Raw genomic sequence first — 23,685 nt, 5'->3', positions numbered from 1 at the left:
GCTGGCCGCCCGCAGGCGGCCGGGCTGCTCGTACGAGGGCCGCCGCACATGCCGAAGGCCCGGCCCCCGTGACGGGGGCCGGGCCTTCCTGCGTCAGACCGCAGCGGGGACTAGGCCTCGAAGACCTCGTTGAGCAGCTGCTGCTGCTCGGCCTGGTGCCGCTTGGCGGAACCCACGGCCGGGGACGAGCCGTGCGGGCGCGAGACGCGGCGCAGGCGCTCGCCGGCCGGGATGTCCGCACCGACCGCCAGGTCGAGGTGGTCGATCAGGTTGAGCGCGATGAACGGCCACGCACCCTGGTTCGCCGGCTCCTCCTGGGCCCAGATGTACTTCGCCGCGTTCGGGAACTTGGCGATCTCGGCCTGGAGCTCCGCACCCGGCAGCGGGTACAGGCGCTCGATGCGGATGATGGCGGTGTCGGTGATGCCGCGCTTCTCCCGCTCGGCCTCCAGGTCGTAGTAGACCTTGCCCGCGCAGAACACGACCTTGCGGACCGCGTTCGGGTCGACGGTCGAGTCGCCGATGACCGGGCGGAACGCGCCGCTCGTGAACTCCTCCGCCTTCGACGCCGCGGCCTTCAGGCGCAGCATCGACTTCGGGGTGAAGACGATCAGCGGCTTGTGGTGCGGGTTGTGGACCTGCCAGCGCAGCAGGTGGAAGTAGTTCGACGGGAGCGTCGGCATCGCGACCGTCATGTTGTTCTGGGCGCACAGCTGGAGGAACCGCTCCGGGCGGGCCGAGGAGTGGTCCGGGCCCTGGCCCTCGTAGCCGTGGGGGAGCAGCAGGGTGACGCCGGAGGTCTGGCCCCACTTCTGCTCCGCCGAGGAGATGAACTCGTCGACGACGGTCTGCGCGCCGTTGACGAAGTCACCGAACTGGGCCTCCCACAGCACCAGCGCGTCCGGGCGGGCCAGCGAGTAGCCGTACTCGAAGCCCATCGCCGCGTACTCCGACAGCAGCGAGTCGTACACGTTGAAGCGGGCCTGGTCGTCCGCCAGGTGCTGCAGCGGGGTGTAGTCCTCGCCCGTCGCACGGTCGATCAGGACGGCGTGGCGCTGGCCGAAGGTACCGCGGCGGGAGTCCTGGCCGGAGAGCCGGACCGGGGTGCCCTCCATCAGCAGCGAGCCGAAGGCGAGGGTCTCGCCCATGCCCCAGTCGATGGTGCCGTCGTCGATCATCGCCGCGCGGCGCTGGAGCTGCGGCAGCAGACGCGGGTGGACCGTGTGGGTCTCGGGGATGTTGACCTGGGACTCGGCGATCCGCTTGACGACCTCGAACGAGACCGAGGTGTTCACGGCGACCGGGAACTCGGCCTGGTCCACCGGGGCGGGAGTGCCGATCGCGGGCTGCGTGGCGGCCTCGCGGACCTCCGCGAAGACCTTCTCCAGCTGGCCCTGGAAGTCCTGCAGGGCCTGTTCGGCCTCTTCCAGGGTGATGTCGCCACGACCGATGAGGGACTCGGTGTACAGCTTGCGCACCGAGCGCTTCTTGTCGATCAGGTCGTACATCAGCGGCTGCGTGAACGCCGGGTTGTCGGACTCGTTGTGGCCGCGGCGGCGGTAGCAGATGAGGTCGATGACCACGTCCTTGTTGAACGCCTGGCGGAACTCGAAGGCGAGCCGCGCGACGCGGACCACGGCCTCCGGGTCGTCGCCGTTCACGTGGAAGATCGGCGCCTCGATCATGCGGGCCACGTCGGTCGCGTACATGGAGGAACGCGAGGACTCCGGGGCGGCGGTGAAGCCGACCTGGTTGTTGATGACGACGTGGACGGTACCGCCGGTGCGGTAGCCGCGCAGCTGCGACATGTTCAGGGTCTCGGCGACGACGCCCTGGCCTGCGAAGGCCGCGTCACCGTGCAGGGCGACCGGCAGGACGGTGAAGTCCGTGCCGCCCTTGTTGATGATGTCCTGCTTGGCGCGGGCGACACCCTCCAGGACCGGGTCGACGGCCTCCAGGTGGGACGGGTTCGCGACCAGCGAGACCTTGATCTGCTCGCCGTCGAGGCCGGTGAAGGTGCCCTCGGCGCCCAGGTGGTACTTGACGTCGCCGGAGCCGTGCATCGACTTCGGGTCGAGGTTGCCCTCGAACTCGCGGAAGATCTGGGCGTACGACTTGCCGACGATGTTCGCGAGGACGTTCAGGCGGCCGCGGTGGGCCATGCCGATGACGACCTCTTCGAGGCGGGCCTCGGCCGCGGAGTCGATGACCGCGTCGAGCAGCGGGATGACGGACTCGCCGCCCTCCAGGGAGAAGCGCTTCTGGCCGACGTACTTCGTCTGCAGGAAGGTCTCGAAGGCCTCGGCGGCGTTCAGGCGGCGCAGGATGCGCAGCTGCTCCTCGCGCTCCGGCTTGGAGTGCGGGCGCTCGATGCGGTCCTGGATCCAGCGGCGCTGCTTCGGGTCCTGGATGTGCATGAACTCGACGCCGGTGGTGCGGCAGTACGAGTCGCGCAGCACGCCGAGGATGTCGCGCAGCTTCATCATCGACTTGCCGGCGAAGCCGCCGACGGCGAACTCGCGCTCCAGGTCCCACAGGGTGAGGCCGTGCTCGGTGATGTCGAGGTCGGGGTGCTTGCGCTGCTTGTACTCCAGCGGGTCGGTGTCGGCCATGACGTGGCCGCGGACCCGGTAGGAGTGGATCAGCTCGAAGACGCGGGCGGCCTTGGTGACGTCGTCGTCGTGGCTGGCGTCGATGTCGCGCATCCAGCGGACCGGCTCGTACGGGATCCGCAGCGACTCGAAGACGCGGTCGTAGAAGCCGTCCTCGCCGAGGAGGAGGTTCGCGACGATGCGCAGGAACTCGCCGGAGGCGGCGCCCTGGATGACCCGGTGGTCGTACGTCGAGGTCAGGGTCATGACCTTGGAGACGCCCAGCTTGTTCAGGGTGTCCTGCGAGGTGCCCTGGAACTCGGCCGGGTAGTCCATGGAGCCGACGCCCATGATGACCGACTGGCCGGGCATCAGACGCGGCACGGAGTGGACGGTGCCCAGGCCGCCCGGGTTCGTCAGGGAGACCGTGACGCCGGTGAAGTCGTCCATCGTCAGCTTGCCGACGCGGGCGCGGCGGACGATGTCCTCGTAGGCCTGCCAGAACTCGAAGAAGCTGAGGGTCTCGGCCTTCTTGATGCCGGCGACGACGAGCTGGCGGTCGCCGTTCGGCTTGACCAGGTCGATCGCGAGGCCGAAGTTGACGTGCTCCGGCTTGACCAGGGTCGGCTTGCCGTCCTTCTCCGCGAAGGAGTAGTTCATCGACGGCATGGCCTTGATGGCCTGCACCATCGCGTAGCCGATCAGGTGCGTGAAGGAGATCTTCCCGCCCCGGGCGCGCTTCAGGTGGTTGTTGATGACGATGCGGTTGTCGAACAGCAGCTTCACCGGGACGGCGCGGACCGAGGTGGCCGTCGGCACGTCGAGGGAGGCGTTCATGTTCTTCGCGACCGCCGCGGCCGGGCCGCGGAGCGTCACCAGCTCGGGGCCCGCGGGGGCCTCGGTGGCGGGCGCGGCCTTCTGGGCGGCGACGGGAGCGGCGGCGGCCGGAGCGGCGGCCGAGGCCTGGGAGGTGACAGTCACAGCAGGGGCACCAGAGGGAGTGGCAGGAGCAGGGGCAGGAGCTGACACGGGCGAAGAGGTCGGCGCGGCGACCGCCGCCCCCGTGGCGGCGGCGTCGGAGACCTTCGGGGTTTGGGTGGCGACGGTGGCGGCCTGTGCGGAGGCGCCGTCCGTCGGGGTCTTCACCGGCTCGTCGGCCTTGGCGGGAGCGCTCACGCCCCCCGGCTTGTAGTCGGCGAAGAAGTCCCACCAGGCCCGGTCGACCGAATTCGGGTCCTGGAGGTACTGCTGGTAGATCTCGTCGACGAGCCACTCATTGGCGCCGAAGCCTGAGGCAGGGGTCTTCCCGCCCTCAGCTGCTTCGGTCGTGGTGCTCGGGTTACTCGGGGACTGTGGCGACACGGCGGCAACCGCCCTCTTCCGCTTCACAAGGTATGGACAGCGGGAATAAAGGCTACGCCTCCCGGGCGGGGAGATGCAGACCGGGCAGGACTTACGTCATGTAGGTCACACCGAACGGCGGGTTTCGCCGCTCTGAATGGCGGGAAACCAACGGGGTTCGGGTATGCAGTAGCCGGGTTGCGACCCCCTGGCTTCGCACCCCTGACGGACCTCGTGCACGTGTGGCCGAGATCATGTCCTTCCCAGTCGAACCCTACGTCAATGCGACGCCGGAGGGCTGCCCGGAAGTGTGACGAGGATCCGGCAGCCGCGTGACGATTCGGCCACGCGGATCCGGCCGCCGTGCAGCTCCACCGCCCAGCGGGCGATCGCCAGGCCCAGCCCGGTGCCCCCGTCGCCGCCGTTGGCGCTGCCCCGGTTGAACCGCTCGAAGACCCGGTGCCGCTCGGCCTCGGGGATCCCGGGGCCCTCGTCCACCACCTCCAGCGCCAGGCTGCCGGGGGCGTCGCCGGCCCGGGCGCGGACCGTGACCCGGCCGAGGGCGGGGCTGTGCTTGACCGCGTTGTCGATCAGGTTCGCCACCACCTGGTGCAGGCGCTCGGCGTCGGCGTACGCGGTCAGCCCGGACGGGAAGACGTCCAGATGCAGGTGCACGTCGTTGCGGGTGTGCCCGCCGGAGCCCGAGGCCAGCCCCGGCCGGCCCGCGGCCGCCAGCCCGGACTCCTTGAGCACCCCCGACAGGTACGGCCACACCTCGAAGCGGCGGGCCTTCAGCGGGACCACCCCGTTGTCCACCCGGGACAGGTCCAGCAGCGTCTCCACCAGCCGGCCCAGCCGCTCGGTCTGCTTCAGCATCGTCCGCATGGTCTCCGGATCGGCCTCCGAGACCCCGTCGACCACGTTCTCCAGCACCGCGCGCAGCGCGGCGATGGGGGTGCGCAGCTCGTGCGAGACGTTGGCGACCAGCTCCCTGCGGTGCCGGTCCACGGCCTCCAGGTCGTCCGCCATCAGGTTGATGGTGGAGGCCAGGTCGCCGAGCTCGTCGCGGCGGCCGGCCCCGCGGACCCGGCGGGTGAAGTCCCCGTGGGAGATCGCCCGGGCCACCCGGGTCATGTCGTCCAGCGGTGCCGTCAGGCTGTGCGCCACGAACTGGGTGATCAGCATCGACGCGATCACCGAGAACACCGTGATGAAGCGGAGCTCGGTGTCGGTGCGCAGGGCCACCAGCAGCAGCCCGGTGGTGATGAACACCGAGACCACGACCAGCGTGCCCAGCTTGGTCTTGATGGAGAACGGCGAGAAGGGGCGGAGCCCCCCCTCGGGGCGCCCGCCGCTCACGCCTGCGCCGGGGTCTCCAGGGCGTATCCCACGCCGTGGACGGTACGGATCCGCTCCGCCCCGATCTTCCGGCGCAGGGCCTTGATGTGGCTGTCGACCGTACGGGTGCCGGAGGCGTCGGCCCAGTCCCACACCTCGGCCAGGAGCTGCTCCCGGGAGAGCACCGCCCGGGGGGTGCCGGCCAGGCAGACGAGCAGGTCGAACTCGGTCGGGGTCAGGTGGACGTCCTCCGCCTGCACCCGGACCCGGCGCTGCGCGTGGTCGATCTCCAGGTCCCCCAGCCGCAGCGTGGCCCCGCGGGGGGCGTGCGCGGCCAGCGTCGCGCGTTCCACGCGGCGCAGCAGGACGTGGACCCGGGCCGCCAGCTCGCGCATGGAGAACGGCTTGGTCATGTAGTCGTCGGCCCCGACCCCGAGCCCGACCAGCATGTCGGTCTCGTCGTCGCGCGCGGTGAGCATCAGCACCGGGACCGGCCGCTGGGCCTGGACCCGGCGGCACACCTCCAGGCCGTCGAAGCCCGGCAGCATGACGTCGAGGACCAGCAGCTCGGGCTGCCAGCTCTCGGCCGCCGCCACGGCGGCCGGCCCGTCGAAGGCGGCCTGCACCTGGAAGCCCTCGGCGCGCAGCCGGGCCGTGATGGCGTCGGCGATGGTGCGGTCGTCCTCGACCACGAGCACGCGCCGCTGAGCGCCGGGGGTGGCCGCGGCGCCGCCGGTGTGGGTGGTGTGTGTCTGTTCCATGTCCCGCCCCTGGAGATCCGCGTGATAGGGGTGCAGCGTAGAGGAGCCACCGGCCTGCGGCTATGCGGGGTTCGGACAGCGAAACCGGCGGAGGTGTTGATTCCGATTGCGGTCGGAATGGGGATATGGGCCGCCATGCCGGGTGCCGCGGAGGCCTCCCGGAAGACCCTTCGAAGCCGGCAGGAAGTCGGCCGGAAGCCTCCTGGAATCCGCCCTGGATCCGCCCTGGATCCGCCCGGAATCCGCCCCGAGTCCGCCTCGGCTCTGCCCGGAGTCCGCCTCGGGGCGCCCGCGCAGGGGTGCCCGGTGGAAACCCGCGCCGGTTCTCTCGGGGGGTCCTGTCGGAGCGTCCGCGGCCGGGGTCAGCTGCCCTCGAACGAGGGCAGCGCCGACAGTACGTCCGCCAGGCCCGGCGGGATCGCCCCGTCCCGGGCGGTGACCTCGCGGCCGCCGTGCACGAAGGCGTACGTGAACCCGTCGTAGACCGTCGGCCCGCCCGTCGGGACCCGGGGCAGGCGGGGGAAGTCCGCGGCCGCGAGCGCCGCCCGCAGCCTCGCGAGCCCGTCCGCCGACAGCTTCCCGGAGCCGGTCCGCCGGCCCTCGCCGTCCAGGCGGGTCCACGAGCCGTCGTCCGTGACCAGCAGGCCCGTCGTCCGCCCGGCGAAGCCGCCGCTGCGGGTGACCGCGACCAGGCGCCCGGCTGCCGTGGACGGGCCGGCGGAGGCTGCCGTGGACGGGCCGGTCGGGCCGGCGGAGGCTGCCGTGGACGGGCCGGTCGGGCCGCCCGGCGTCGCGGGGACGACCGGCTCCGAGGGAGCCGGGCCCGCCGGGGTCGGGGCGTTCGAGGCGGCCGGAGGACCGGGGGCGGGGGGTTGTGCCCCGGCCGCGCCGCATCCGGTCAGCGCCACCGCACCCAGCAGCGCCGTCGCCACCGCTCGTACCGTGCGCACACCCCACCTCCGCAGGATCTCGGGCCGACACCGAGTATGGAGGCCGCCCCACCCGCACGGAAGCACCCGGAGGACGACATCCGCACCGCCGCCCGGCTGCGCCGGCTGCCGCCGCTCCTCGCGCTCCTCCTCGGCCTGTGGGGCGCGGGCCGGGGCGGCAGCATGTGGCGCGACGAGTCCGTGACCTGGCAGGTGGCGCACCGCCCGCTCGGCGGGCTGGTCGAGCTGCTCGGGCAGGTGGACGCCGTACACGGGCTGTACTACCTGCTCCTGCACGGCGTGTTCCTGGCCGCGGACGCCCTCCCCGGCACCGGCGCGGCCGCCGGCCCCGACCCGTCGCCCGCCGGGCTGTGGCTGCTGCGGCTGCCGTCGGTCGCCGCCACCGCCCTCGCCGCCGCCGGGGTCGCCGCGGTCGGCCGCCGGCTCGCGGGCGAGCGGGCCGGGCTGCTCGCCGGCGCCGTGTACGCCGTGCTGCCGCCGGTGCAGATGTACGCCCAGGAAGGCCGCTCGTACGCCCTGGTCGCGGCGGCCGTGGTGTGGGCGACGTACCTGATGCTGCGCGAGCGGTGGGCCGCGTACGCCGTCGTGCTGCTCCTCGGCTGCTGGCTGCACCCGTTCGCCGTGCTCGCGCTGCCGGCCCACGCCGTCACCGCCCGGCGCTCACCCGGCTGGCGGCGCAGCGCCGCCGTCGTCGTCGTCCTGCTGCTCCCGCTGGCCCGGCTCGGCGCCCGGCAGGTCGAGCAGCAGCTGGGCTGGCTCGGCCGGCCCGGCTGGGCGGACTGGGCCGCGTACGCGGTGGTCGCGGCCGCGATGTGGCTGCTGACGCGGGGGAAGGCGGTGCCGCGGGAGCTGGTGCGGGTCGCCGTACCGCTCGCGCTGCTGCCGCCCGGGCTGCTGATCGCCGTCTCGCTGGTGCACCCGCTGTACGTCGACCGGTACGTGCTCTACGCGCTGACCGGGCTCGCCCTGGCGGCCGGGGCCCGCCTCGCGGCCGTGCACCGGTGGCGCGCGGCCGTGCCGTGGCTGCTGGTGGCCGCCGTGCTGGTGCCCTTCGGGTGGTGGTCGGTGTGGCTGCGCACCCCCGAGAGCCGCAAGGACGACGCCCTCGCCGTGGCGGCCGCGGTCCGGGAACGGGCCCGGCCCGGGGACGCGGTGCTGTTCCTGCCCGCCCGCCGGCGGGAGTGGCTGCTGTCCTCGCCCGCCGTGTACCGGGAGCTGTGGGACCTGGCCCTGGACCGCTCCCCGGCCGCCTCGGCCAGCCTGTGGGGCACCGAGCTGCCCTCGGCGGGGATCCGGGCCCGGCTGGTGGACGACTCCCCGCGGGTGATCGCGCTGATGGACCCTGCGGGGCAGCCGCTCGACCCGTACCCGCGGGAGGCCGTCAAACGGCAGACGCTGGTCTCGCACTACGACCTCTGCTCGGTGGACCGGGTGCGCGGGGCCCGGATCGCGGTCTGGGCCCGCCCGGGCGGATGCCCCTGAGGCGGCCGGGGCAGGATGGGTGCCGTCACGTCGCACGAGGCTCCGGGGGACCCACCGCATGACCGAGCACACCCAGTCGCACACCGACACGGACACCGGCCCGGGCACGGGCACGGGCGCAGCAGCGGGGGCGGGTGGGCCGGTCGGGCCCCTCGTCGGGGCGGACTGGCTCGCCGCCCGCCTCGGCACGCCCGGCCTGGTCGTCCTCGACGCGTCCGTCGGCGCCCACCGCGGCGCCGGCCGGCGCATCCCGGGCGCCCGCCCCTTCGACCTCGACGGCGCCCTGTCCGACCACGACGCCCCCGCCCCGCACACCATGCCCGGCGCGGACGCGTTCGCCGCGGCCGCGCGCGACCTCGGTATCGACGACACCAGCACCGTCGTCGTCTACGACGGCGCCGGTGTCTACTCCAGCGCCCGCGCCTGGTGGATGCTGCGCGCCATGGGCTTCGACCGGGCCGCCGTCCTCGACGGCGGCCTGCCGGCCTGGACCGCCGCCGGGCTGCCCGTCGAGGAGACCGGGCCCGCGTACGAGGGCCCGCGCGGCTCCTTCACGGCCCGCCCCCGCGCCGGGCTGCTGGTGGACGGCGACGCCGTGGCCGCCGCCCTGGCCGACCCGGACGCGGCCGTCCTCGACGCCCGGACGCGGGAGCGCTTCGCCGGCACCGCCCCGGAGCCGAGGCCGGGGCTGCGCGGGGGCCACATGCCGGGGGCGGTCAACCTGCCGTTCGGGGAGCTGCTGGGGGAAGGCGGCCTGATGCGGCCCGCCGGCGAACTCAGGGACGCCTTCGAGGCGTTGACGGGGGGCCGCGAGCGGCTGTACTTCAGCTGCGGGTCGGGGGTGACGGCCTGCGTCCTCGCCCTCGGAGCGGTCCTCGCCGGGTACCCGTCCGCATCCCTCGCCGTGTACGACGGCTCGTGGACGGACTGGGCCGCGAGCCCGGAGCGGCCCGCCGTGACGGGCCGTCGGGCGGAGCTGATCCCGGGCGACACCTCGGAGCGGCGATTCAGCGGACCGACCACCGGGGACGAGCGGAGCATCCTCACCGACGTCCTGGAGGCGCAGCGCGCCACCCTGGAACTGAAGTGCGCGGGGCTGGGCGCGGAGCTGGCCCTGCGGCCGGTCGAGCCGTCCACGCTCTCGCTGCTCGGGCTCGTCCGGCACCTCGCCGACGTGGAGCGGCGCTGGTTCCGGCAGGTCCTGGCCGGTCAGGAGGCGCCGGCCCGGTTCTCCTCGGCGGCGGACCCGGACGGTGACTTCGACTTCGCCGGGGCGGGCCGCCCCGGCCCCGGTACCGCCGGGGCCGCGAAGGAGGCGTGGGAGGCCTGGCGCGCCGAGGTGGCGTTCGCCCGGGCGTTCACCGCTGCCGCGCCCGACCTCGACGCGGAGGGCGAGGACGGCTGGCGCGGGCGGGTGTCCCTGCGCTGGGTGCTGGTCCACATGATCGAGGAGTACGCCCGCCACAACGGCCACGCGGACCTGCTGCGCGAGCGGATCGACGGCTCGGTCGGCGTCTGACGCTGCCACCGCGGGCGCGCGGCGCAGGGCGCGGACGCGGGGTGAGGGGCGGGGGCCGCGGGCCCGCGGATCCGGGGGACAACCCCACCCCGGATCCGGGTACCGGCACCATCGGCCCGCCGTGGCCGCACCTGGCAGGGTCGGGGCATGGCCTTCCACCGCGTTCCGTCCCGGTCCGTCCGCGCGGCGCTCGTCGCCTCGGCCGGTGCCCTGCTCCTGTCCGCATGCGTGTTCGACGAGCGGCTGACGACCCTCTCGGACGACGCCGAGGTCACCGGGGAGGTCACCGCGGTCGAGGTGCCGGACGCCCGCAGCGGCTCCGTGGAGGTGGTCCCGGGCAGCGGCCCCGGAGTCCGCATCCACCGCACGGTCCGCTACCGCGGCGGCACGGAGCCGGTGCCGGGGCGGCAGCTGTCGCAGGGCCGCCTCGTCCTCACCGACGGCTGCTCCGGCTCCGGCCCCTGTTCCACCGACTGGCGGCTGGAGGTCCCGGCCGGCGCGACGGTCAAGCTGGCCGGCAGCAGCGGCCGTCTCACCGTCACCGGCGTGGCCGCCGCCGACCTCACGACCTCCTCCGGCGACGTCCGGGCCGAGGGCGTCACGGGTCCGCTGCGGGTCCGCACCACCTCGGGCTCGGTCACCGCGACCGGCCTGACCGGGGCGAGCGCCGATGCCGTGGCCTCCTCGGGCGACGTCCTCCTGGAGTTCGCGAAGGGGCCGGGTTCGGTGTCGGCGGAGACCACCTCGGGCGACGTCACCCTGCGCCTGCCCGCGGCCCCCTACCGGGTCGAGGCGGCCACCGACTCGGGCCGCAAGGAGGTCTCCGTCCCCACGGATCCGGCCGCCGCGGCCCGGCTCGCGACCCGTACGTCCTCCGGCGACATCCGCATCTCCGCGGCGTAGCCCGGCCCCAGGGCGGGTTCAGGAGATCCACATGAGCACGGCGTGCCCGTCGCGGGCGGCGGCCCCGAAGAACCGCGCCAGGTCCCGGTAGGCGGCGGCCACCCACTCCAGCGGCTCGCCGCGCTCCCAGACGACGACCGGGTAGACGTGCGCCGCGGCCAGGTCCTGCGGGGTGGCGCCCGCTCGAACTCGGCGGGGGCGAGGCGTACGTACTCTCCGATCATGCTCATGCCCCCATGCTGGACCGGGCCACTGACATCGCCGTCCGTTTTCGGCGGCGCCCCTGCCCGGTCGGTTCGTTCGAGGCCCGGCAGGTCACGGGACCGCGGGGGTGGCGCTTCGTGTCGCTGCCCGGCGGGGACCCTGCCGTGTGCTCCCGCGCCGCAGCGGCCGGGAAGGAGTAGCCGGCTCAGGCGGTCCCGGGCCCGTGACCCGACCCCTTCTCCGGGCGTGTTCGCCGGAGGCGAACGGTAGTTGGGGAACACCGGGAGGCGCACATGCATTGAGTCGGCATAGCTCAACTTCACTGCCGAAGGGAAGATCATGGCTTCGACGTCCGTAAAGCTCACCCTGCCCGTGTTGCCGCTCGACGACGAGGTCGTGCTGCCCGGCATGGTCGTTCCCCTGGACCTGACCGACGCCGAGGTGCGCGGCGCCGTCGAGGCGGCCCAGGCCGCGGTCCGCAGCGGGAAGCCCCGGGTGCTGCTCGTGCCGCGCATCGACGGGAAGTACGCGGGCACCGGTGTGCTGGGGACGGTCGAGCAGGTGGGCCGGCTCTCCGACGGCGATCCCGGCGCGCTCATCCGCGGCGTCGGCCGCGTCCGCATCGGCGCCGGGACCACCGGCCCCGGCGCCGCGCTGTGGGTCGAGGGGGAGAGCATCGACGAGCGGCTCGCCGACCCGCTGCCCGGATCGGTCACCGAGCTCGTCAAGGAGTACAAGGCCCTCGCCACCAGCTGGCTCAAGAAGCGCGGCGCCTGGCAGGTCGTGGACCGCATCCAGCAGATCGACGGCGTCTCCGCCCTCGCCGACAACTCCGGCTACTCGCCCTTCCTGACGGTGGCCCAGAAGGTCGAGCTGCTGGAGACCGCCGACCCCGTCGCCCGCCTCAAGCTCGCCATCACCTGGCTGCGCGAGCACCTCGCCGAGCAGGACGTCGCCGAGTCCATCGCCAAGGACGTCCAGGACGGGGTCGACAAGCAGCAGCGGGAGTTCCTGCTGCGGCGTCAGCTGGAGGCCGTCCGCAAGGAACTGCGCGAGCTGAACGGGGAGAAGGAGGGAGAGGCCTCCGACGACTACCGCAGCCGCGTCGAGGCCGCCGACCTCCCCGAGAAGGTGCGGGAGGCCGCGCTCAAGGAGGTCGACAAGCTGGAGCGGTCCAGCGACCAGTCCCCGGAGGGCTCCTGGATCCGCACCTGGCTCGACACCGTCCTCGAACTGCCCTGGAACGAGCGGACCGAGGACGCCTACGACATCACCGGCGCCCGCGCCGTCCTCGACGCCGAGCACGCCGGGCTGGACGACGTGAAGGACCGCATCACCGAGTACCTCGCCGTCCGCAAGCGCCGCACCGACCGCGGCATGGGCGTCATCGGCGGCCGCCGCGGCGGGGCCGTCCTCGCCCTCGTCGGCCCGCCCGGCGTCGGCAAGACCTCCCTCGGCGAGTCCGTCGCGCACGCCATGGGACGCACGTTCGTCCGCGTCGCGCTCGGCGGCGTACGGGACGAGGCCGAGATCCGCGGCCACCGGCGCACGTACGTCGGCGCGCTGCCCGGCCGCATCGTCCGCGCCATCAAGGAGGCCGGGTCCATGAACCCGGTCGTGCTCCTCGACGAGATCGACAAGGTCGGCTCCGACTTCCGCGGCGACCCGGCGGCCGCCCTGCTGGAGGTCCTGGACCCGGCGCAGAACCACACCTTCCGCGACCACTACCTGGAGGTGGAGCTCGACCTGAGCGACGTCGTCTTCCTGGCGACCGCGAACGTACTGGAGGCCATCCCCGAGGCGCTCGCCGACCGGATGGAGCTCGTCCGCCTCGACGGGTACACGGAGGACGAGAAGGTCGTCATCGCCCGCGACCACCTGCTGCCGCGCCAGCTGGAGCGCGCCGGCCTCGGCGCGGACGAGGTCGTCCTGGAGGAGGAGGCCCTGCGCAGGCTGGCGGGCGAGTACACCCGCGAGGCGGGCGTGCGCACCCTGGAGCGGTCCCTCGCCCGGCTGCTGCGCAAGGTCGCCGCCCAGCACGAACTGGGGGAGCGCGCGCTGCCTCTGCGCATCGGCGCCGACGACCTGCGCGCGCTCATCGGCCGGCCGCACCACGTGCCGGAGTCCGCCCAGGACCCGACCGAGCGGCGCACGGCCGTCCCCGGGGTCGCGACCGGCCTCGCGGTGACCGGAGCGGGCGGCGACGTGCTCTTCGTCGAAGCCTCCCTCGCCGACCCGGAGACCGGCGCGGCGGGGCTCACCCTGACCGGTCAGCTCGGCGACGTGATGAAGGAGTCGGCGCAGATCGCGCTGAGCTTCCTACGCTCCCACGGCGCGGAGCTGGAGCTGCCGGTCGCCGACCTGAAGGACCGGGGCGTGCACATCCACTTCCCGGCGGGCGCCGTCCCCAAGGACGGGCCGAGCGCCGGCATCACGATGACGACCGCGCTGGCCTCGCTGCTCTCCGGCCGGCAGGTCCGCACGGACGTGGCGATGACCGGCGAGGTCTCCCTCACCGGGCGGGTGCTCCCGATCGGCGGCGTCAAGCAGAAGCTGCTCGCGGCGCACCGGGCCGGCCTGACCACCGTCATCATCCCCAAGCGGAACGAGGCCGACCTGGACGACGTCCCGAGCGAGGTGCTGGAGCGGCTGGAGGTACACCCGGTGACGGACGTGCGCCAGGTGCTGGAGCTGGCGCTCTCCGAGGCCCGGACGGCTCCCGTCAGCGCGGCCGCCTGACCCGCCCGCAGGGCCCGAACTCCTCCGCGCCGACCGGCCCGAACACCTCCGCCCGGCCCGGGACCCCGCTCCGGCGGGGCCCCGGGCCGGCGCCGCACCCTCTGCGAAATACTGGAGGTGATCGGCACAAGGGGTGCCTGACACACGGACGGGAGCGGCACGTGCACGGCAGCGAAGACCAGGAGTTCCTTGCGCTGGAGCGGGAGCTTTCCGTCTTCCTCCGGCGGGCCCGCGCCTCCTCCGGGGAGATGGCCCGCGCCCTGCACCCCGAGCTGGAGCCCGCCGCGTACGGACTGCTGGTGCGGCTGGAGGCCGCCGGCCGCCAGCGGGCCACCGACCTCGCCGCCTACTTCGGCGTCGGCAAGGCCACCATGAGCCGGCAGCTGCGCGCCCTGGAGGTGCTCGGCCTCATCGCCCGCGAGCCCGACCCCGCAGACGGCCGGGCCTTCCTCGTCGGGCTCACCGACGAGGGCCGCGAGCGGTTCCTGCGGGTCCGCGGCGCCCGGCGCGAGCAGTACATGCGCAAGCTCGCCGACTGGGACCGCGGCGAGGTCGCGGAACTGGCCCGGCTCCTCAACCAGCTCAACCAGGGCGAGGAGTAGGCGAGGAGCGGACAGGGGCGGACTGGGCGGACCGGGGCGGGCGAGGATCCGGCGCGGAGGAGCGGGGCCGCCGGCCGAAGGGGCTACAGCTCGGCGAACACCGCCGACGCGTCGTCGTGGCGCTTGCCGCGGGCGGCCGGGCGCTCCGGGTCCGTCTCCAGCGCCCGTACCCGGCCGATCAGGCCCTGCGCCCCCTCCTTGCGCAGCACCGCCATGCACTGCGCCCAGTCGCCCTCGTCGAAGGTGTCCGTCCACCGGCTCGCCCCGTCGGTGAGCGCGGCCACCGCCCGCACCTCCCCGCGCGGGCTGCGCCCGGTCACCGCCCGGGCCGCCACCGCGGGGTCCGCGGCCGCCGTGAAGAAGCCGCCCTCCGCATTGCGCAGCGCGTCCGCCGACGCCCGGGTGCGCAGCGCCTCGCGAGGGAGCCGGTCCAGCCGGTCGTCGAGCACCGGGGTCACCCCGCCGTCCGGCGCCTCCAGGAGGAGGACGGAGTCCGAGAGGACGAGGTGCTCCACGTACGCCTCGTCCCAGCGGACGACCACCACGGTCGCCTGCGGCGTACGCACGTGAGAAAGGTCACATGCCCCGCGATGGGCGTCGGCCGTGTCGCGGATGGACTCCGCCAAGATCCACTTCAGTGGCATGTCCCGCCGCGATCCGGACAGTTCGGTCAATCGACCCCCGAGTCGGGCCGTGAACCACGGCACTCCGTGGGTGCAGCCGACCTCGCCGGGCGGCGGGGTGACCCCGTCCAGTGCGACCAGGACTCCGCCGCCCGCGGCGGGCGTCGCGGCTGATAGCCAGTCCTCGTTGGGGCGTTCCGGGTTGCCGGGGGCCGTGGCGAGGTCGATGCGCATACGGACATTCTGCCCGCGGGGTCGCCGCCGGCGCCCACGACGGCCGTGAAAGTCCGTACCAAAGCGCGGAGGCGTGCGGCGGCCGCCGGTCCGGGCCTCCGCCCGGGGCCCGGGCGCCCCCGGGGACATGTGGGCGCGCATATTGCCAAAGCCCCCATCGATCTTTCAACCACCCGGCCGCGGAGTCGCTCCGCGGCCGGTTTGCCGAGTTGGTTGCCAACTCTTCCGTGATGTTCACTCGTTCGAGTGGCCGGGTGGGCGATGTGAGGCTCTCTCCCCATCACACTGCGAAGGTCTGAGGCGGTACTGAGGGGACAGGGGGCGTTTACTTGTTGACCGGCCGTTACCTCGGCCACACGAGTAGACGAGCACGAGCACACGTACAGGATTGCGAGCACCGGTGCAGAAGAAGCGGTCTCGGAAGAACGGCACCGCCACCGACGGACCAGCCCCCGCAGGACGCCGCGTCCACGTACGCAGCAGGCTGGTCGTCGGCGTAGCCGTCGCCGGTCTCACCGTCCTCGCGGCCGGCGCCCCCGCCGTGGTCACGGCGACCCGCGAGCTGAACGACTCCCAGCAGCTGGTCACCCTCGCCGAACAGACCCAGCACACCCTTACCCTGACGCACCTGCTCGGTGACGAGCGCGACGCCGTCGTCGAGTACGTGGCCAAGGGCCGCCCCGGCGCCCAGGCCAAGAACCCCGTCCAGGAGCGCACCGCCCTGACCGACCGGCAGATCGCCGAGGTCCGGGCCGAGGCCGACGAGCCCCTCGCCAAGTCCCTCGCCCGCGTCCAGGCCGTCCGCGCCGAGGCCGTCGACGGCAAGGGCAGCGCCCTCGCCGCCCACCAGGCCTACGCCGGCGTCATCGCCGAGCTCCTCGCCCCGGGCGACCGGCTCGCCGAGCAGACCCCGCCGCGCGCCGAGGCCGCCCTCGTCACCACCCGCCCGCTGTCCCCCCTCGGCCAGGCCGTCGAACAGGCCTCCGCCACCCGCGGACTGCTCCTCGCCGCGCTCGCCGTCCCCCGCGCCGACCAGGCCCCGAACACGGCCGTCGCCGACGAACTCTCAGCCGCCGCCCAGCGGGCGCGCGTACGCGAGCAGGCCGCCCTCGACGACTTCACGCGCGCCGCCCGCCCCGAGGTGCGCCAGACCCTCGCCGCCACCGTCACCGGCCCCGAGGTCAAGACCGCGGACGACTACCTCAAGCGGCTCACCGAGCGGTCCACGCTCTCCACGGCCGACCGCAAGCTCGACGCCGCCGCCGTCGGCTCCGCCCTGACCGCCCGCATCGACCGCATGCGGTCGGTGGAGGCCACCCTCGCCGGGCAGCGGGCCACCGCCCTCGGCACCCTGCGCGACGACGACGTGAGCCGGCTGGAGATGCTCGTCGCCGGCCTCGGCGTGCTCTTCCTCGTCACCGTCGGCGTATGCACCGGCGTCGCCCGCTCGCTGACCCGGCCGCTGTCGGTCCTCCGGCGCGGCGCGGCCCGGCTGGCCACGCCCGAGGGCTCGGTGGAACCGGTCCGGTTCACCGGCCGCAACGACGAGTTCGCCGAGGTCGTACGCCACCTCAACGCCGTCCGGGACCAGACGGTCTCCCTGCACACCAAGATCGCCGGGCTGGACGCCGACCGGAAGCGGCTCATCGGCCGCAACGACGCCCTGTCCACGGCCCGCGACGCGCTGGAATCCGAGCTGACCGCGCTCCGCGAGACCATCGAGGAACACCGGCGCGTCATGTCGACCACCTCGGTCTCGCTGTCTCTGCGCACCCTCGGCCTCGTCGAGCGCCAGCTCGCGGTCATCGAGGAGCTGGAGGCCAAGGAGCAGGACCCGGACCGCCTGGAGACCCTCTTCAAGCTGGACCACCTGGCGACCGTGATGCGCCGCCACAACGAGAACCTGCTGGTCCTCGCCGGGCAGGAGCACGGGCAGGGCGCCGGCGCCCCGGTGCCGCTCGTCGACGTCATGCGGGCCGCGGTCAGCGAGATCGAACGCTACGAGCGGGTCGACCTCGCCGTGCCGCCCTCGTTCACCCTGGTCGCGGGACACGCCGCAGACGACGTCTCGCACGTCCTCGCCGAACTGCTGGAGAACGCGACGACGTTCTCCCCGCCCGGAGCCAAGGTCAGGGTGTCCGCGCAGCACCTGGACAACGGCGACGTGGTGCTGTCCGTCGTGGACGAGGGCATCGGCGTCACCCCGGACCGGCTGGACGCGCTGAACTCCCGCCTCGCCACCCCCGAGGCCTACGACCAGGAGTCCGAGGCGGAGCACGGCCTCGGCCTCGGCCTGTACGTGGCCGGCCGCCTCGCGGCCCGGCACGGCGTCGGCGCCGAGCTGCGGGCCCCGCGGTCCGGCGGCATCGAGGGCCTGGTCGTCATCCCGGCGGCCCTGCTCCCGGACGGCCCGCCGACCAGCCCGGTGCACACCTTCGCCACGCCGGGCCTGCCGCGGTTCCAGCTGCCGGGCGTGGTCGCCGAGGCCAACGAGAACACCCTGCCGCCCCGGCTCCGGCCCGCCCCGGAGCCGGCGGACCCGGACTTCGCCCCGGCCGCGGCCGTGGACTTCGCCCCGGCCGCCGATGCGGACCTCGCCGCGCCGGCGCCCGCGGACGCGGTCGCGACCCCGCTCTTCGACGCGGTGGCCTCCGAGACCCCGGGCTTCGACGCACCGGCCTCCCCCACCGCGGCCGGTGACGACGCCCCGGCCGGTGCGACCGGCCTCGACGCCGGGACGCTGTCCGGGACGGCACCCGAGCCCGCCGGTTCCGGCGGAGGCACCACCCCGGACGGGGAGCTGCTGCCCCCGGCGGAGCAGGTGTCCACCGCACGGACCCCCGGCGCCGCGCAGACCCCCGACGCTGGCGCCGAGACCGACGCCGACGCGGACGCCGACGCGGACCCGGTGCAGGACACGGCCCCGGCGGCCGCGGCCACCCCGGTGCCGCTGCACGAGCGGGCCGCGCGGGAGGAACCGACGGCGGCCGAGCAGGTGTTCACCGCACCGACCCCGGCCGACCGGGACCCGGGCGACGAACTCCTCGCGCGGGTCGTCCCCGACGCGGAACCGGGCGCCTTCGAGGTGCCCGACCACGCCGGCCCGGCGGCCTCGGACGCGCCGGACGCCACCGCGCAGCCGGTCGGCGTACACGAGACGAGCCCCACGATGCCCGGGCAGGCCGCCACGCCCGCCGCACCCGACGCGGAACGGCTGCCCCCGGCCGACCACGTCCTCACCGCGCAGGGCGACGCACCGGCCGAGCCCCACGGGCACGCACCCGCCGAGGCCGACCGGGTCCCCCGCCAGGGGAGCCGCGCCGACCACGACGGGCCCCGGGAAGCCGTCACGGCCAAGGGCCTGCCCAAGCGCACCCCCCGCACCCTGGGCGGCCGGGCCTTCCCCGGCTCCGGCCCGGGATTCGCGGCGGGCCCGGGCCCGGCCCCGGTCCCCGGTTCCGGCCCGGGCGCCGGCACCGCACCCCCCGCGCCGCGCCGCGTCGACGCGGAGGAACTGCGCCGCCGGCTCGGCGGGTTCTACCAGGGGACGCGGGACGGACGGCGCGTCGTCGCCGCCGAGCTCGCACAGGACACCGACCAGGGGGACACCGCACAGGAGGCACGCACATGACCGCGCCCAGTACGTACGGACTGAGCACCCAGGCCCGCAACCTGCAGTGGCTGCTCACCGACCTGGTCGAGGAGGTGCCCGGCGTCAACTCCGTCGCCGTCGTGTCCTCGGACGGGCTCCTGCTGCTGTCCTCCGACCCCGGGGGCGCGGCCGCGACCGCCGCTCCCGGGCAGGGCCAGGTCCCCGCCCAGGGCCCCGGCCGGCCCAAGGGCCCGCGGGGCGCCTCCGCCGACCTCGCCACCATCGTGTCCGGGCTCGGCAGCCTCACCACCGGAGCCGCGGCCCTCATGGAGTACGGCGAGGTCAAGCAGACCATGGTGGCGATGGAGAACGGCTCCGTCTTCGTCATGGCCATCAGCGACGGCTCGCTCCTCGGCGTCCACGCCACGCCCGACTGCGACATGGGCGTCGTCGCCTACCACATGGCCCTGTTCGTCGGCCGCGCCGGACACGTCCTGACCCCCGAAGTCCGCAGCGAGCTGCGCCAGTCCATGGAGAACACCCCGTGAGAAGCACGGCCTCCGACCGGCTGCCGATACGCGGAGCCGACCGTCGTCCCGCGCGCGTCCGCCCGTACTCCCTCACGGGCGGCCGCACCCGTTTCACGCAGGTCCTGCACGTCGAGACCTTCGTCGCGGCCCTGGACACCCGGGCGTCCGAACCGCAGCAGCCCGCCGACGGCGACGACCGGATGCCGGAGATGCCCGCCATCGTCGAGGTCTGCCGCCGGATGCGCACGATCGCCGAGATAGCGGCTCTGCTGAAGCTGCCGCTCGGCGTGGTCCGCGTCCTGGTCAGCGACCTCGCCGACCAGGGAAGGGTCCGCGTCTACGGAACCGGGCACGGCCCCGGCCGCCCCGACCGCGCACTGCTCGAAAGGGTGCTCAGTGGCCTTCGCCGTCTGTGAAACCGCCGTCGACGACGAGCCCGTCCAGCCCTGGCAGTACGACCGCTCCCGGTCCCCCGCCGCCGTCAAGGTGCTGGTCGCCGGCGGCTTCGGGGTGGGCAAGACCACCTTCGTCTCGTCGGTCTCCGAGATCACCCCGCTGCGCACCGAGGCGGTGATGACCGAGGCCAGCATCCCCACCGACGACCTGTCGGCGGTGCCGGAGAAGAGCACCACCACCGTCGCCATGGACTTCGGCCGCATCACCCTCGCCGACGACCTCGTGCTGTACGTGTACGGGACGCCCGGCCAGGAGCGGTTCTGGTTCATGTGGGACGACCTGGTCCGCGGCGCCATCGGCGGCATCGTCATGGCCGACACCCGCCGGCTGCGGGACTGCTTCCCCGCCCTCGACTACTTCGAGAGCTGCGGGCTGCCGTACGCCGTCGCCGTCAACCACTTCGAGGGCTCGCAGTCGTACGAGCCCGAGGACGTCCGCGAGGCGCTGACCATCCCGTCCCGCGTACCCGTGCTGATCATGGACGCCCGGCGCCGGGAGACCGTCGTCGAATCGCTGCTCACGCTCGTCGGCCACGCCCTCGACGAGACGCCCGAGTAGCGGGTCCGGGGGTACGGCCGACCCGCCCCACTCCCGTGCACCCACCCGCCCGCACCCCCGCACCCCCGAAGTACCCCGAAACGAGAACGTGAGATGCGCAAGATACTCGTCGTGGGCGCCGGCCAGTCCGGCCTCCAGCTCGCCATCGGCCTCCAGGGGAAGGGGTACGAGGTCACGCTCATGTCCAACCGGACCGCGGACGAGATACGCACCGGGCGGATCATGTCGACACAGGTCATGTTCGACACGGCGCTCCAGCACGAACGCGACCTCGGGCTGGCCTACTGGGAGCGGCACACCCCGCGCATCGAGGGCGTCGGCGTCACGGTCGCCGGCCCCGGCGGCGGCCGCGCCGTGGACTGGCTCGGCCGGCTCAAGGCGTACGCGCAGTCGGTGGACCAGCGGGTGAAGATGGCCGGCTGGCTCGACACCTTCGTGCAGCGGGGCGGACAGCTGGTCGTCCACGGCGCGTCCGTCGCCGACCTGGACTACTTCTCCCGCACCTACGACCTGGTGCTGGTCGCGGCGGGCAAGGGCGAGCTCGTGTCGATGTTCGGCCGGGACGCGGCCCGCTCCCCGTACGGCACGCCGCAGCGCGCGCTGGCCGTCTCGTACGTGCACGGGCTCCAGCCGCGCCCCGAGCACCCCGGCACGGAGGCCGTGCGCTGCAACCTGGTCCCCGGCGTCGGCGAACTGTTCGTCATGCCCGCGCTGACCACGTCGGGACGGGCCGACATCCTGTTCTGGGAAGGCCTGCCGGGCGGGCCGCTGGACGTGTTCCGCGGGGTCAACGACCCGGCGGAACACCTGAAGCTCACCCTGGACCTGATGGAGCGGTACACCCCCTGGGAGTACGCGCGGGCGACCAAGGTCGAGCTGACGGACGCGGGCGGCACGCTCGCCGGCCGGTACGCACCCGTCGTCCGCAACCCGGTCGGACGGCTGCCGGGCGGCGGTGCGGTGCTCGGCGTGGCCGACGTCGTCGTCGCGAACGACCCGATCACCGGGCAGGGATCCAACTCCGCCGCGAAGTGCGCGGCCTCGTACCTGTCGTCGATCCTGATGCACGGCGACAAGCCGTTCGACGAGGCCTGGATGAAGGCGACGTTCGACAAGTACTGGTTCGCGACGGGCAAGCCGGTGACCCGGTGGACGAACGCGATGCTCGCCCCGCCGCCGGGGCACGTCCTGGACCTCATCGGGGCGGCCGGGCGGTTCCAGCCGGTGGCGGACCGCTTCGCCAACGGCTTCGACAACCCGGCCGACTTCGAGGCGTTCTTCTACGACGCCCAGGACGCGGCCGACTACCTGGCCGAGGTGGAGGGAGCCGCGGGTCCCCCCGCGGACGCCTCCTCCCCGGCAGCGGACGGAGCCTCGGCCGACGAGTAACCGGCGTCGCCGCCCGGCGCGGAGGCCGAGGCGGCGGCAGCGGCGGTCGCGAGCAGGGCCGGCGGGTTGTAGGCGGTGAGCGGAACCCCGTCCGGGTCCGGGCGGACCGCCCCGAGCAGCGGGTTCGCCGCGATGGGCGACACCTTGACGGCGGCTCCGGGACGCGGGGCCTGGATCACCTTCCCGTCACCGACGTACAGGGCCACGTGGGTGGCGGTGGGGAAGTACACCACCAGGTCCCCCGGCCGCAGCCGGTCCAGCGGCACCCTCGGCAGCTGCGCCCACTGCTCCTGGCTGGTGCGGGGGATCGCCCGGCCGGCGTGCGCCCAGGCCTGCGAGGTGAGCCCGGAGCAGTCGAAGGCCCCCGGCCCCTCCGCCCCCCACACGTACGGTTTGCCGATCTGTGCGGTGGCGTAGGCGAGGGCCGTGCTGCCGGCCTCCGTCGGGGTACGCGTACGGGCCGCGGCGGGCGCGCCCAGCCGGCCCGAGGCCAGCAGCTCCCGCTGGGCGGAGGCGGTGTCCGCGGCCTCGCGCGCCCCGACCCGGGCGAGCTCGTCCGCGGAGAGCTCCGAGAGCATCCGCTCGACCTCCCGGAGGCGGAGGTCGGCCTCGTCCTTCAGCCGCTTCTGGCGGGCCGCCCCGGCCTGCTGGGCGTCGAGGGCCTTGCGGGCGGCCGTGGCGAGGACGTCGGCCCGCCGCTCGCCGCGGGCGAGGCGGGCCAGGATCCCGGCCTGCCGGGCGCTCTCGCGGGCGGCCAGTCGGCGCTGGTCCTGGGCGGCCCGCAGATCGCCGGTGAGCAGCATCCGGGCGTACGGGGAGAGGCCGCGGGCCCCCTGGTACTGCTCGCGGGCGATCCGCCCGGCGGCGGCCCGCTCCACGCCGAGGGCGGCCCGCGCCCGGCCCAGGTCGGTGCCGAGCCGCCGCTCCTCCTCCTGCCGGACCTTGAGCGCGGCCTCGGCGGCGTTGTAAGCCTCGGCGGCCTCTTCGGCCTGCCGGTAGAGCCCCTGGAGCCGCGAGACCAGCCCCCCGACGGAATCAACACCCCCGCTCCGCGAAGCCGAGGCCCCACCGGCACTCCGCCCACCCCCGTCACCCCCGCCGGCGCCGGGGCCGACCCCGGCACCAGGGCTGGCCCCGGAACCCGCAACGGCCCCGGACCCGGTTTTGGACCCGGTCCCGGTGCCGGTCCCGGCCCTGGCCCCGGACCCGGTCCCGGGACCGACTTCGGCACCGGCTGCCGTGCCGGGACTCTCCCCGGCGCTGGCGGTTGGGGTGGCGCTCGGCGCGGCTTCCGCCGTGGGCGTGGGGTCATCGGTGACGACATCGGCGGTGGCTTCGTCCGCCCGCCCTGCGTCACCCGTGCGGGACCTCCGCCCCGTGCCGTCGCCCGCGGAGCCACCGCCGCGCCCGCGGGCGGCTCCGGTGGCGGCCGGGCCCGGTGCGGTGCGGGCGGCACCCGGGGAGGCCGTGGCCCCGGCCGGCGCGGTCGCCGTCGCGCCGGCTGTGCCGCTGGGAGTGGCTTCGCCCGCGGCGCCAGCGCCAGCGCCGGCGCCGCCCCCCGTCCCGGACGAGGCCGTGGGGGCGCTGGGGGTGACCCCGGCGGTGGCTTCGGCAGTGGGGCGCGGCAGCGGCTCTGCGTGGGGGGCGGACAGCGGCCCGGCCGTGAGGAACAGGGCGGCGACACCGGCGGCGTGGAGCAGTCGGCGTGACATGGGATCACCTCCGGCCGCCGATGCTGCCATGCAAGATATGACAAACACCCCATCCGACGCGGCCCTGCCGCACCGCTCACCCTCCCGGTGGCACCCGCGGCGCATCCAGCCCCTCCGGCGTTTGAGGAGCGGGGTCCGGGGCGGAGCCCCGGGAGCTCGGG

General features: G+C 74.5%; 16 protein-coding genes and 2 pseudogenes. 11 read left to right on the top strand and 7 right to left on the bottom strand.

The annotated features are described in order from the left end of the window. Positions 1–110: 110 nt before the first annotated feature. The 4 genes from ACSHWO_RS11660 to ACSHWO_RS11645 form a co-directional block, all read right to left on the bottom strand. Positions 111–3,953 (bottom strand): multifunctional oxoglutarate decarboxylase/oxoglutarate dehydrogenase thiamine pyrophosphate-binding subunit/dihydrolipoyllysine-residue succinyltransferase subunit, encoded by a 3,843-nt coding sequence (locus tag ACSHWO_RS11660; RefSeq protein ID WP_438311643.1) that lies wholly within the window; start codon positions 3,951–3,953, stop codon positions 111–113. Positions 3,954–4,211: 258 nt separating this feature from the next. Beyond that, entirely contained in the window at positions 4,212–5,291 is a 1,080-nt protein-coding gene (locus ACSHWO_RS11655; protein WP_438311641.1) for a HAMP domain-containing sensor histidine kinase, read from the bottom strand. Further along, the gene (locus ACSHWO_RS11650) at positions 5,288–6,031 is read right to left on the bottom strand and encodes a response regulator transcription factor (protein ID WP_361088982.1); all 744 of its coding nucleotides are present in this window, start codon (positions 6,029–6,031) and stop codon (positions 5,288–5,290) included. The genes ACSHWO_RS11655 and ACSHWO_RS11650 overlap by 4 nt, the downstream gene beginning before the upstream one ends. 362 nt (positions 6,032–6,393) lie before the next feature. Continuing rightward, positions 6,394–6,981, bottom strand: coding sequence for a hypothetical protein (locus tag ACSHWO_RS11645; protein ID WP_438311639.1), 588 nt, complete (start codon positions 6,979–6,981; stop codon positions 6,394–6,396). A gap of 36 nt (positions 6,982–7,017) precedes the next feature. Here ACSHWO_RS11645 and ACSHWO_RS11640 point away from each other — a divergent pair, with 36 nt between their 5' ends. The 4 genes and pseudogenes from ACSHWO_RS11640 to ACSHWO_RS11625 all read left to right on the top strand — a co-directional run bounded on the left by ACSHWO_RS11640 (position 7,018) and on the right by ACSHWO_RS11625 (position 10,885). Continuing rightward, entirely contained in the window at positions 7,018–8,463 is a 1,446-nt protein-coding gene (locus tag ACSHWO_RS11640; RefSeq protein ID WP_438311637.1) for a glycosyltransferase family 39 protein, read from the top strand. Between the two features lie 58 nt (positions 8,464–8,521). Then, positions 8,522–9,427: pseudogene (locus ACSHWO_RS11635) on the top strand (sulfurtransferase); the annotation flags it as partial. A gap of 12 nt (positions 9,428–9,439) precedes the next feature. Further along, positions 9,440–9,982, top strand: a complete 543-nt coding sequence (locus ACSHWO_RS11630) for a DinB family protein (RefSeq protein WP_385831856.1) — start codon at positions 9,440–9,442, stop codon at positions 9,980–9,982. Between the two features lie 147 nt (positions 9,983–10,129). Beyond that, positions 10,130–10,885 carry a DUF4097 family beta strand repeat-containing protein gene (locus tag ACSHWO_RS11625; RefSeq protein WP_438311635.1) on the top strand — a complete coding sequence of 252 codons (756 nt, stop codon included), beginning with the start codon at positions 10,130–10,132 and terminating at the stop codon, positions 10,883–10,885. An 18-nt stretch (positions 10,886–10,903) separates the two neighbouring features. On the opposite strand, the pseudogene ACSHWO_RS11620 reads toward ACSHWO_RS11625, so the two are convergent. Continuing rightward, positions 10,904–11,065: pseudogene (locus ACSHWO_RS11620) on the bottom strand (DUF1877 family protein); the annotation flags it as partial. A 363-nt stretch (positions 11,066–11,428) separates the two neighbouring features. On the opposite strand from ACSHWO_RS11620, the gene lon reads away from it, so the two are divergent. Both lon and ACSHWO_RS11610 read left to right on the top strand, forming a co-directional pair. Continuing rightward, a complete protein-coding gene (gene lon, locus ACSHWO_RS11615) occupies positions 11,429–13,828 on the top strand; it encodes an endopeptidase La (protein ID WP_385831093.1) in 2,400 nt (799 codons plus the stop codon). 137 nt (positions 13,829–13,965) lie between these two features. After that, positions 13,966–14,430, top strand: coding sequence for a MarR family winged helix-turn-helix transcriptional regulator (locus tag ACSHWO_RS11610; RefSeq protein ID WP_385831849.1), 465 nt, complete (start codon positions 13,966–13,968; stop codon positions 14,428–14,430). Positions 14,431–14,513: 83 nt separating this feature from the next. On the opposite strand, the gene ACSHWO_RS11605 is transcribed toward ACSHWO_RS11610, so the two are convergent. Further along, positions 14,514–15,287 (bottom strand): protein phosphatase 2C domain-containing protein, encoded by a 774-nt coding sequence (locus ACSHWO_RS11605; RefSeq protein WP_438311633.1) that lies wholly within the window; start codon positions 15,285–15,287, stop codon positions 14,514–14,516. 400 nt (positions 15,288–15,687) lie between these two features. On the opposite strand from ACSHWO_RS11605, the gene ACSHWO_RS11600 reads away from it, so the two are divergent. The 5 genes from ACSHWO_RS11600 to ACSHWO_RS11580 all read left to right on the top strand — a co-directional run bounded on the left by ACSHWO_RS11600 (position 15,688) and on the right by ACSHWO_RS11580 (position 21,812). After that, the gene (locus tag ACSHWO_RS11600; RefSeq protein WP_438311631.1) at positions 15,688–18,918 is read left to right on the top strand and encodes a nitrate- and nitrite sensing domain-containing protein; all 3,231 of its coding nucleotides are present in this window, start codon (positions 15,688–15,690) and stop codon (positions 18,916–18,918) included. Next, positions 18,915–19,427 carry a roadblock/LC7 domain-containing protein gene (locus ACSHWO_RS11595; protein ID WP_361088964.1) on the top strand — a complete coding sequence of 171 codons (513 nt, stop codon included), beginning with the start codon at positions 18,915–18,917 and terminating at the stop codon, positions 19,425–19,427. The genes ACSHWO_RS11600 and ACSHWO_RS11595 overlap by 4 nt, the downstream gene beginning before the upstream one ends. Next, entirely contained in the window at positions 19,424–19,825 is a 402-nt protein-coding gene (locus tag ACSHWO_RS11590) for a DUF742 domain-containing protein (protein WP_385831037.1), read from the top strand. The genes ACSHWO_RS11595 and ACSHWO_RS11590 overlap by 4 nt, the downstream gene beginning before the upstream one ends. Beyond that, entirely contained in the window at positions 19,806–20,423 is a 618-nt protein-coding gene (locus ACSHWO_RS11585; RefSeq protein WP_361088960.1) for a GTP-binding protein, read from the top strand. Before ACSHWO_RS11590 ends, ACSHWO_RS11585 begins: the two co-directional genes overlap by 20 nt. Before the next feature lie 93 nt (positions 20,424–20,516). Next, entirely contained in the window at positions 20,517–21,812 is a 1,296-nt protein-coding gene (locus ACSHWO_RS11580) for a styrene monooxygenase/indole monooxygenase family protein (protein ID WP_438311627.1), read from the top strand. Here the strand turns inward: ACSHWO_RS11580 and ACSHWO_RS11575 are convergent. After that, positions 21,728–23,524 (bottom strand): NlpC/P60 family protein, encoded by a 1,797-nt coding sequence (locus ACSHWO_RS11575; RefSeq protein ID WP_438311625.1) that lies wholly within the window; start codon positions 23,522–23,524, stop codon positions 21,728–21,730. The genes ACSHWO_RS11580 and ACSHWO_RS11575 overlap by 85 nt on opposite strands. Between the last annotated feature and the right edge of the window lie 161 nt (positions 23,525–23,685).

The organism is Streptomyces pallidus (ex Mingjun et al. 2026), from assembly GCF_051550185.1.
Lineage (GTDB): Bacteria > Actinomycetota > Actinomycetes > Streptomycetales > Streptomycetaceae > Streptomyces.
Note: the sequence above shows the minus strand (reverse complement) of the source record. Positions and strands in the feature narration are given on the sequence as shown.

Bases quoted from the DNA above. Each gene is read 5' to 3' on its own strand.
- ACSHWO_RS11650 (WP_361088982.1), bottom strand. From the start codon at position 6,031: ATGGAACAGACACACACCACCCACACCGGCGGCGCCGCGGCCACCCCC.
- ACSHWO_RS11640 (WP_438311637.1), top strand. From the start codon at position 7,018: ATGGAGGCCGCCCCACCCGCACGGAAGCACCCGGAGGACGACATCCGC.
- ACSHWO_RS11625 (WP_438311635.1), top strand. From the start codon at position 10,130: ATGGCCTTCCACCGCGTTCCGTCCCGGTCCGTCCGCGCGGCGCTCGTC.
- lon (WP_385831093.1), top strand. From the start codon at position 11,429: ATGGCTTCGACGTCCGTAAAGCTCACCCTGCCCGTGTTGCCGCTCGAC.
- ACSHWO_RS11605 (WP_438311633.1), bottom strand. From the start codon at position 15,287: ATGCGCATCGACCTCGCCACGGCCCCCGGCAACCCGGAACGCCCCAAC.
- ACSHWO_RS11595 (WP_361088964.1), top strand. From the start codon at position 18,915: ATGACCGCGCCCAGTACGTACGGACTGAGCACCCAGGCCCGCAACCTG.
- ACSHWO_RS11580 (WP_438311627.1), top strand. From the start codon at position 20,517: ATGCGCAAGATACTCGTCGTGGGCGCCGGCCAGTCCGGCCTCCAGCTC.
- ACSHWO_RS11575 (WP_438311625.1), bottom strand. From the start codon at position 23,524: ATGTCACGCCGACTGCTCCACGCCGCCGGTGTCGCCGCCCTGTTCCTC.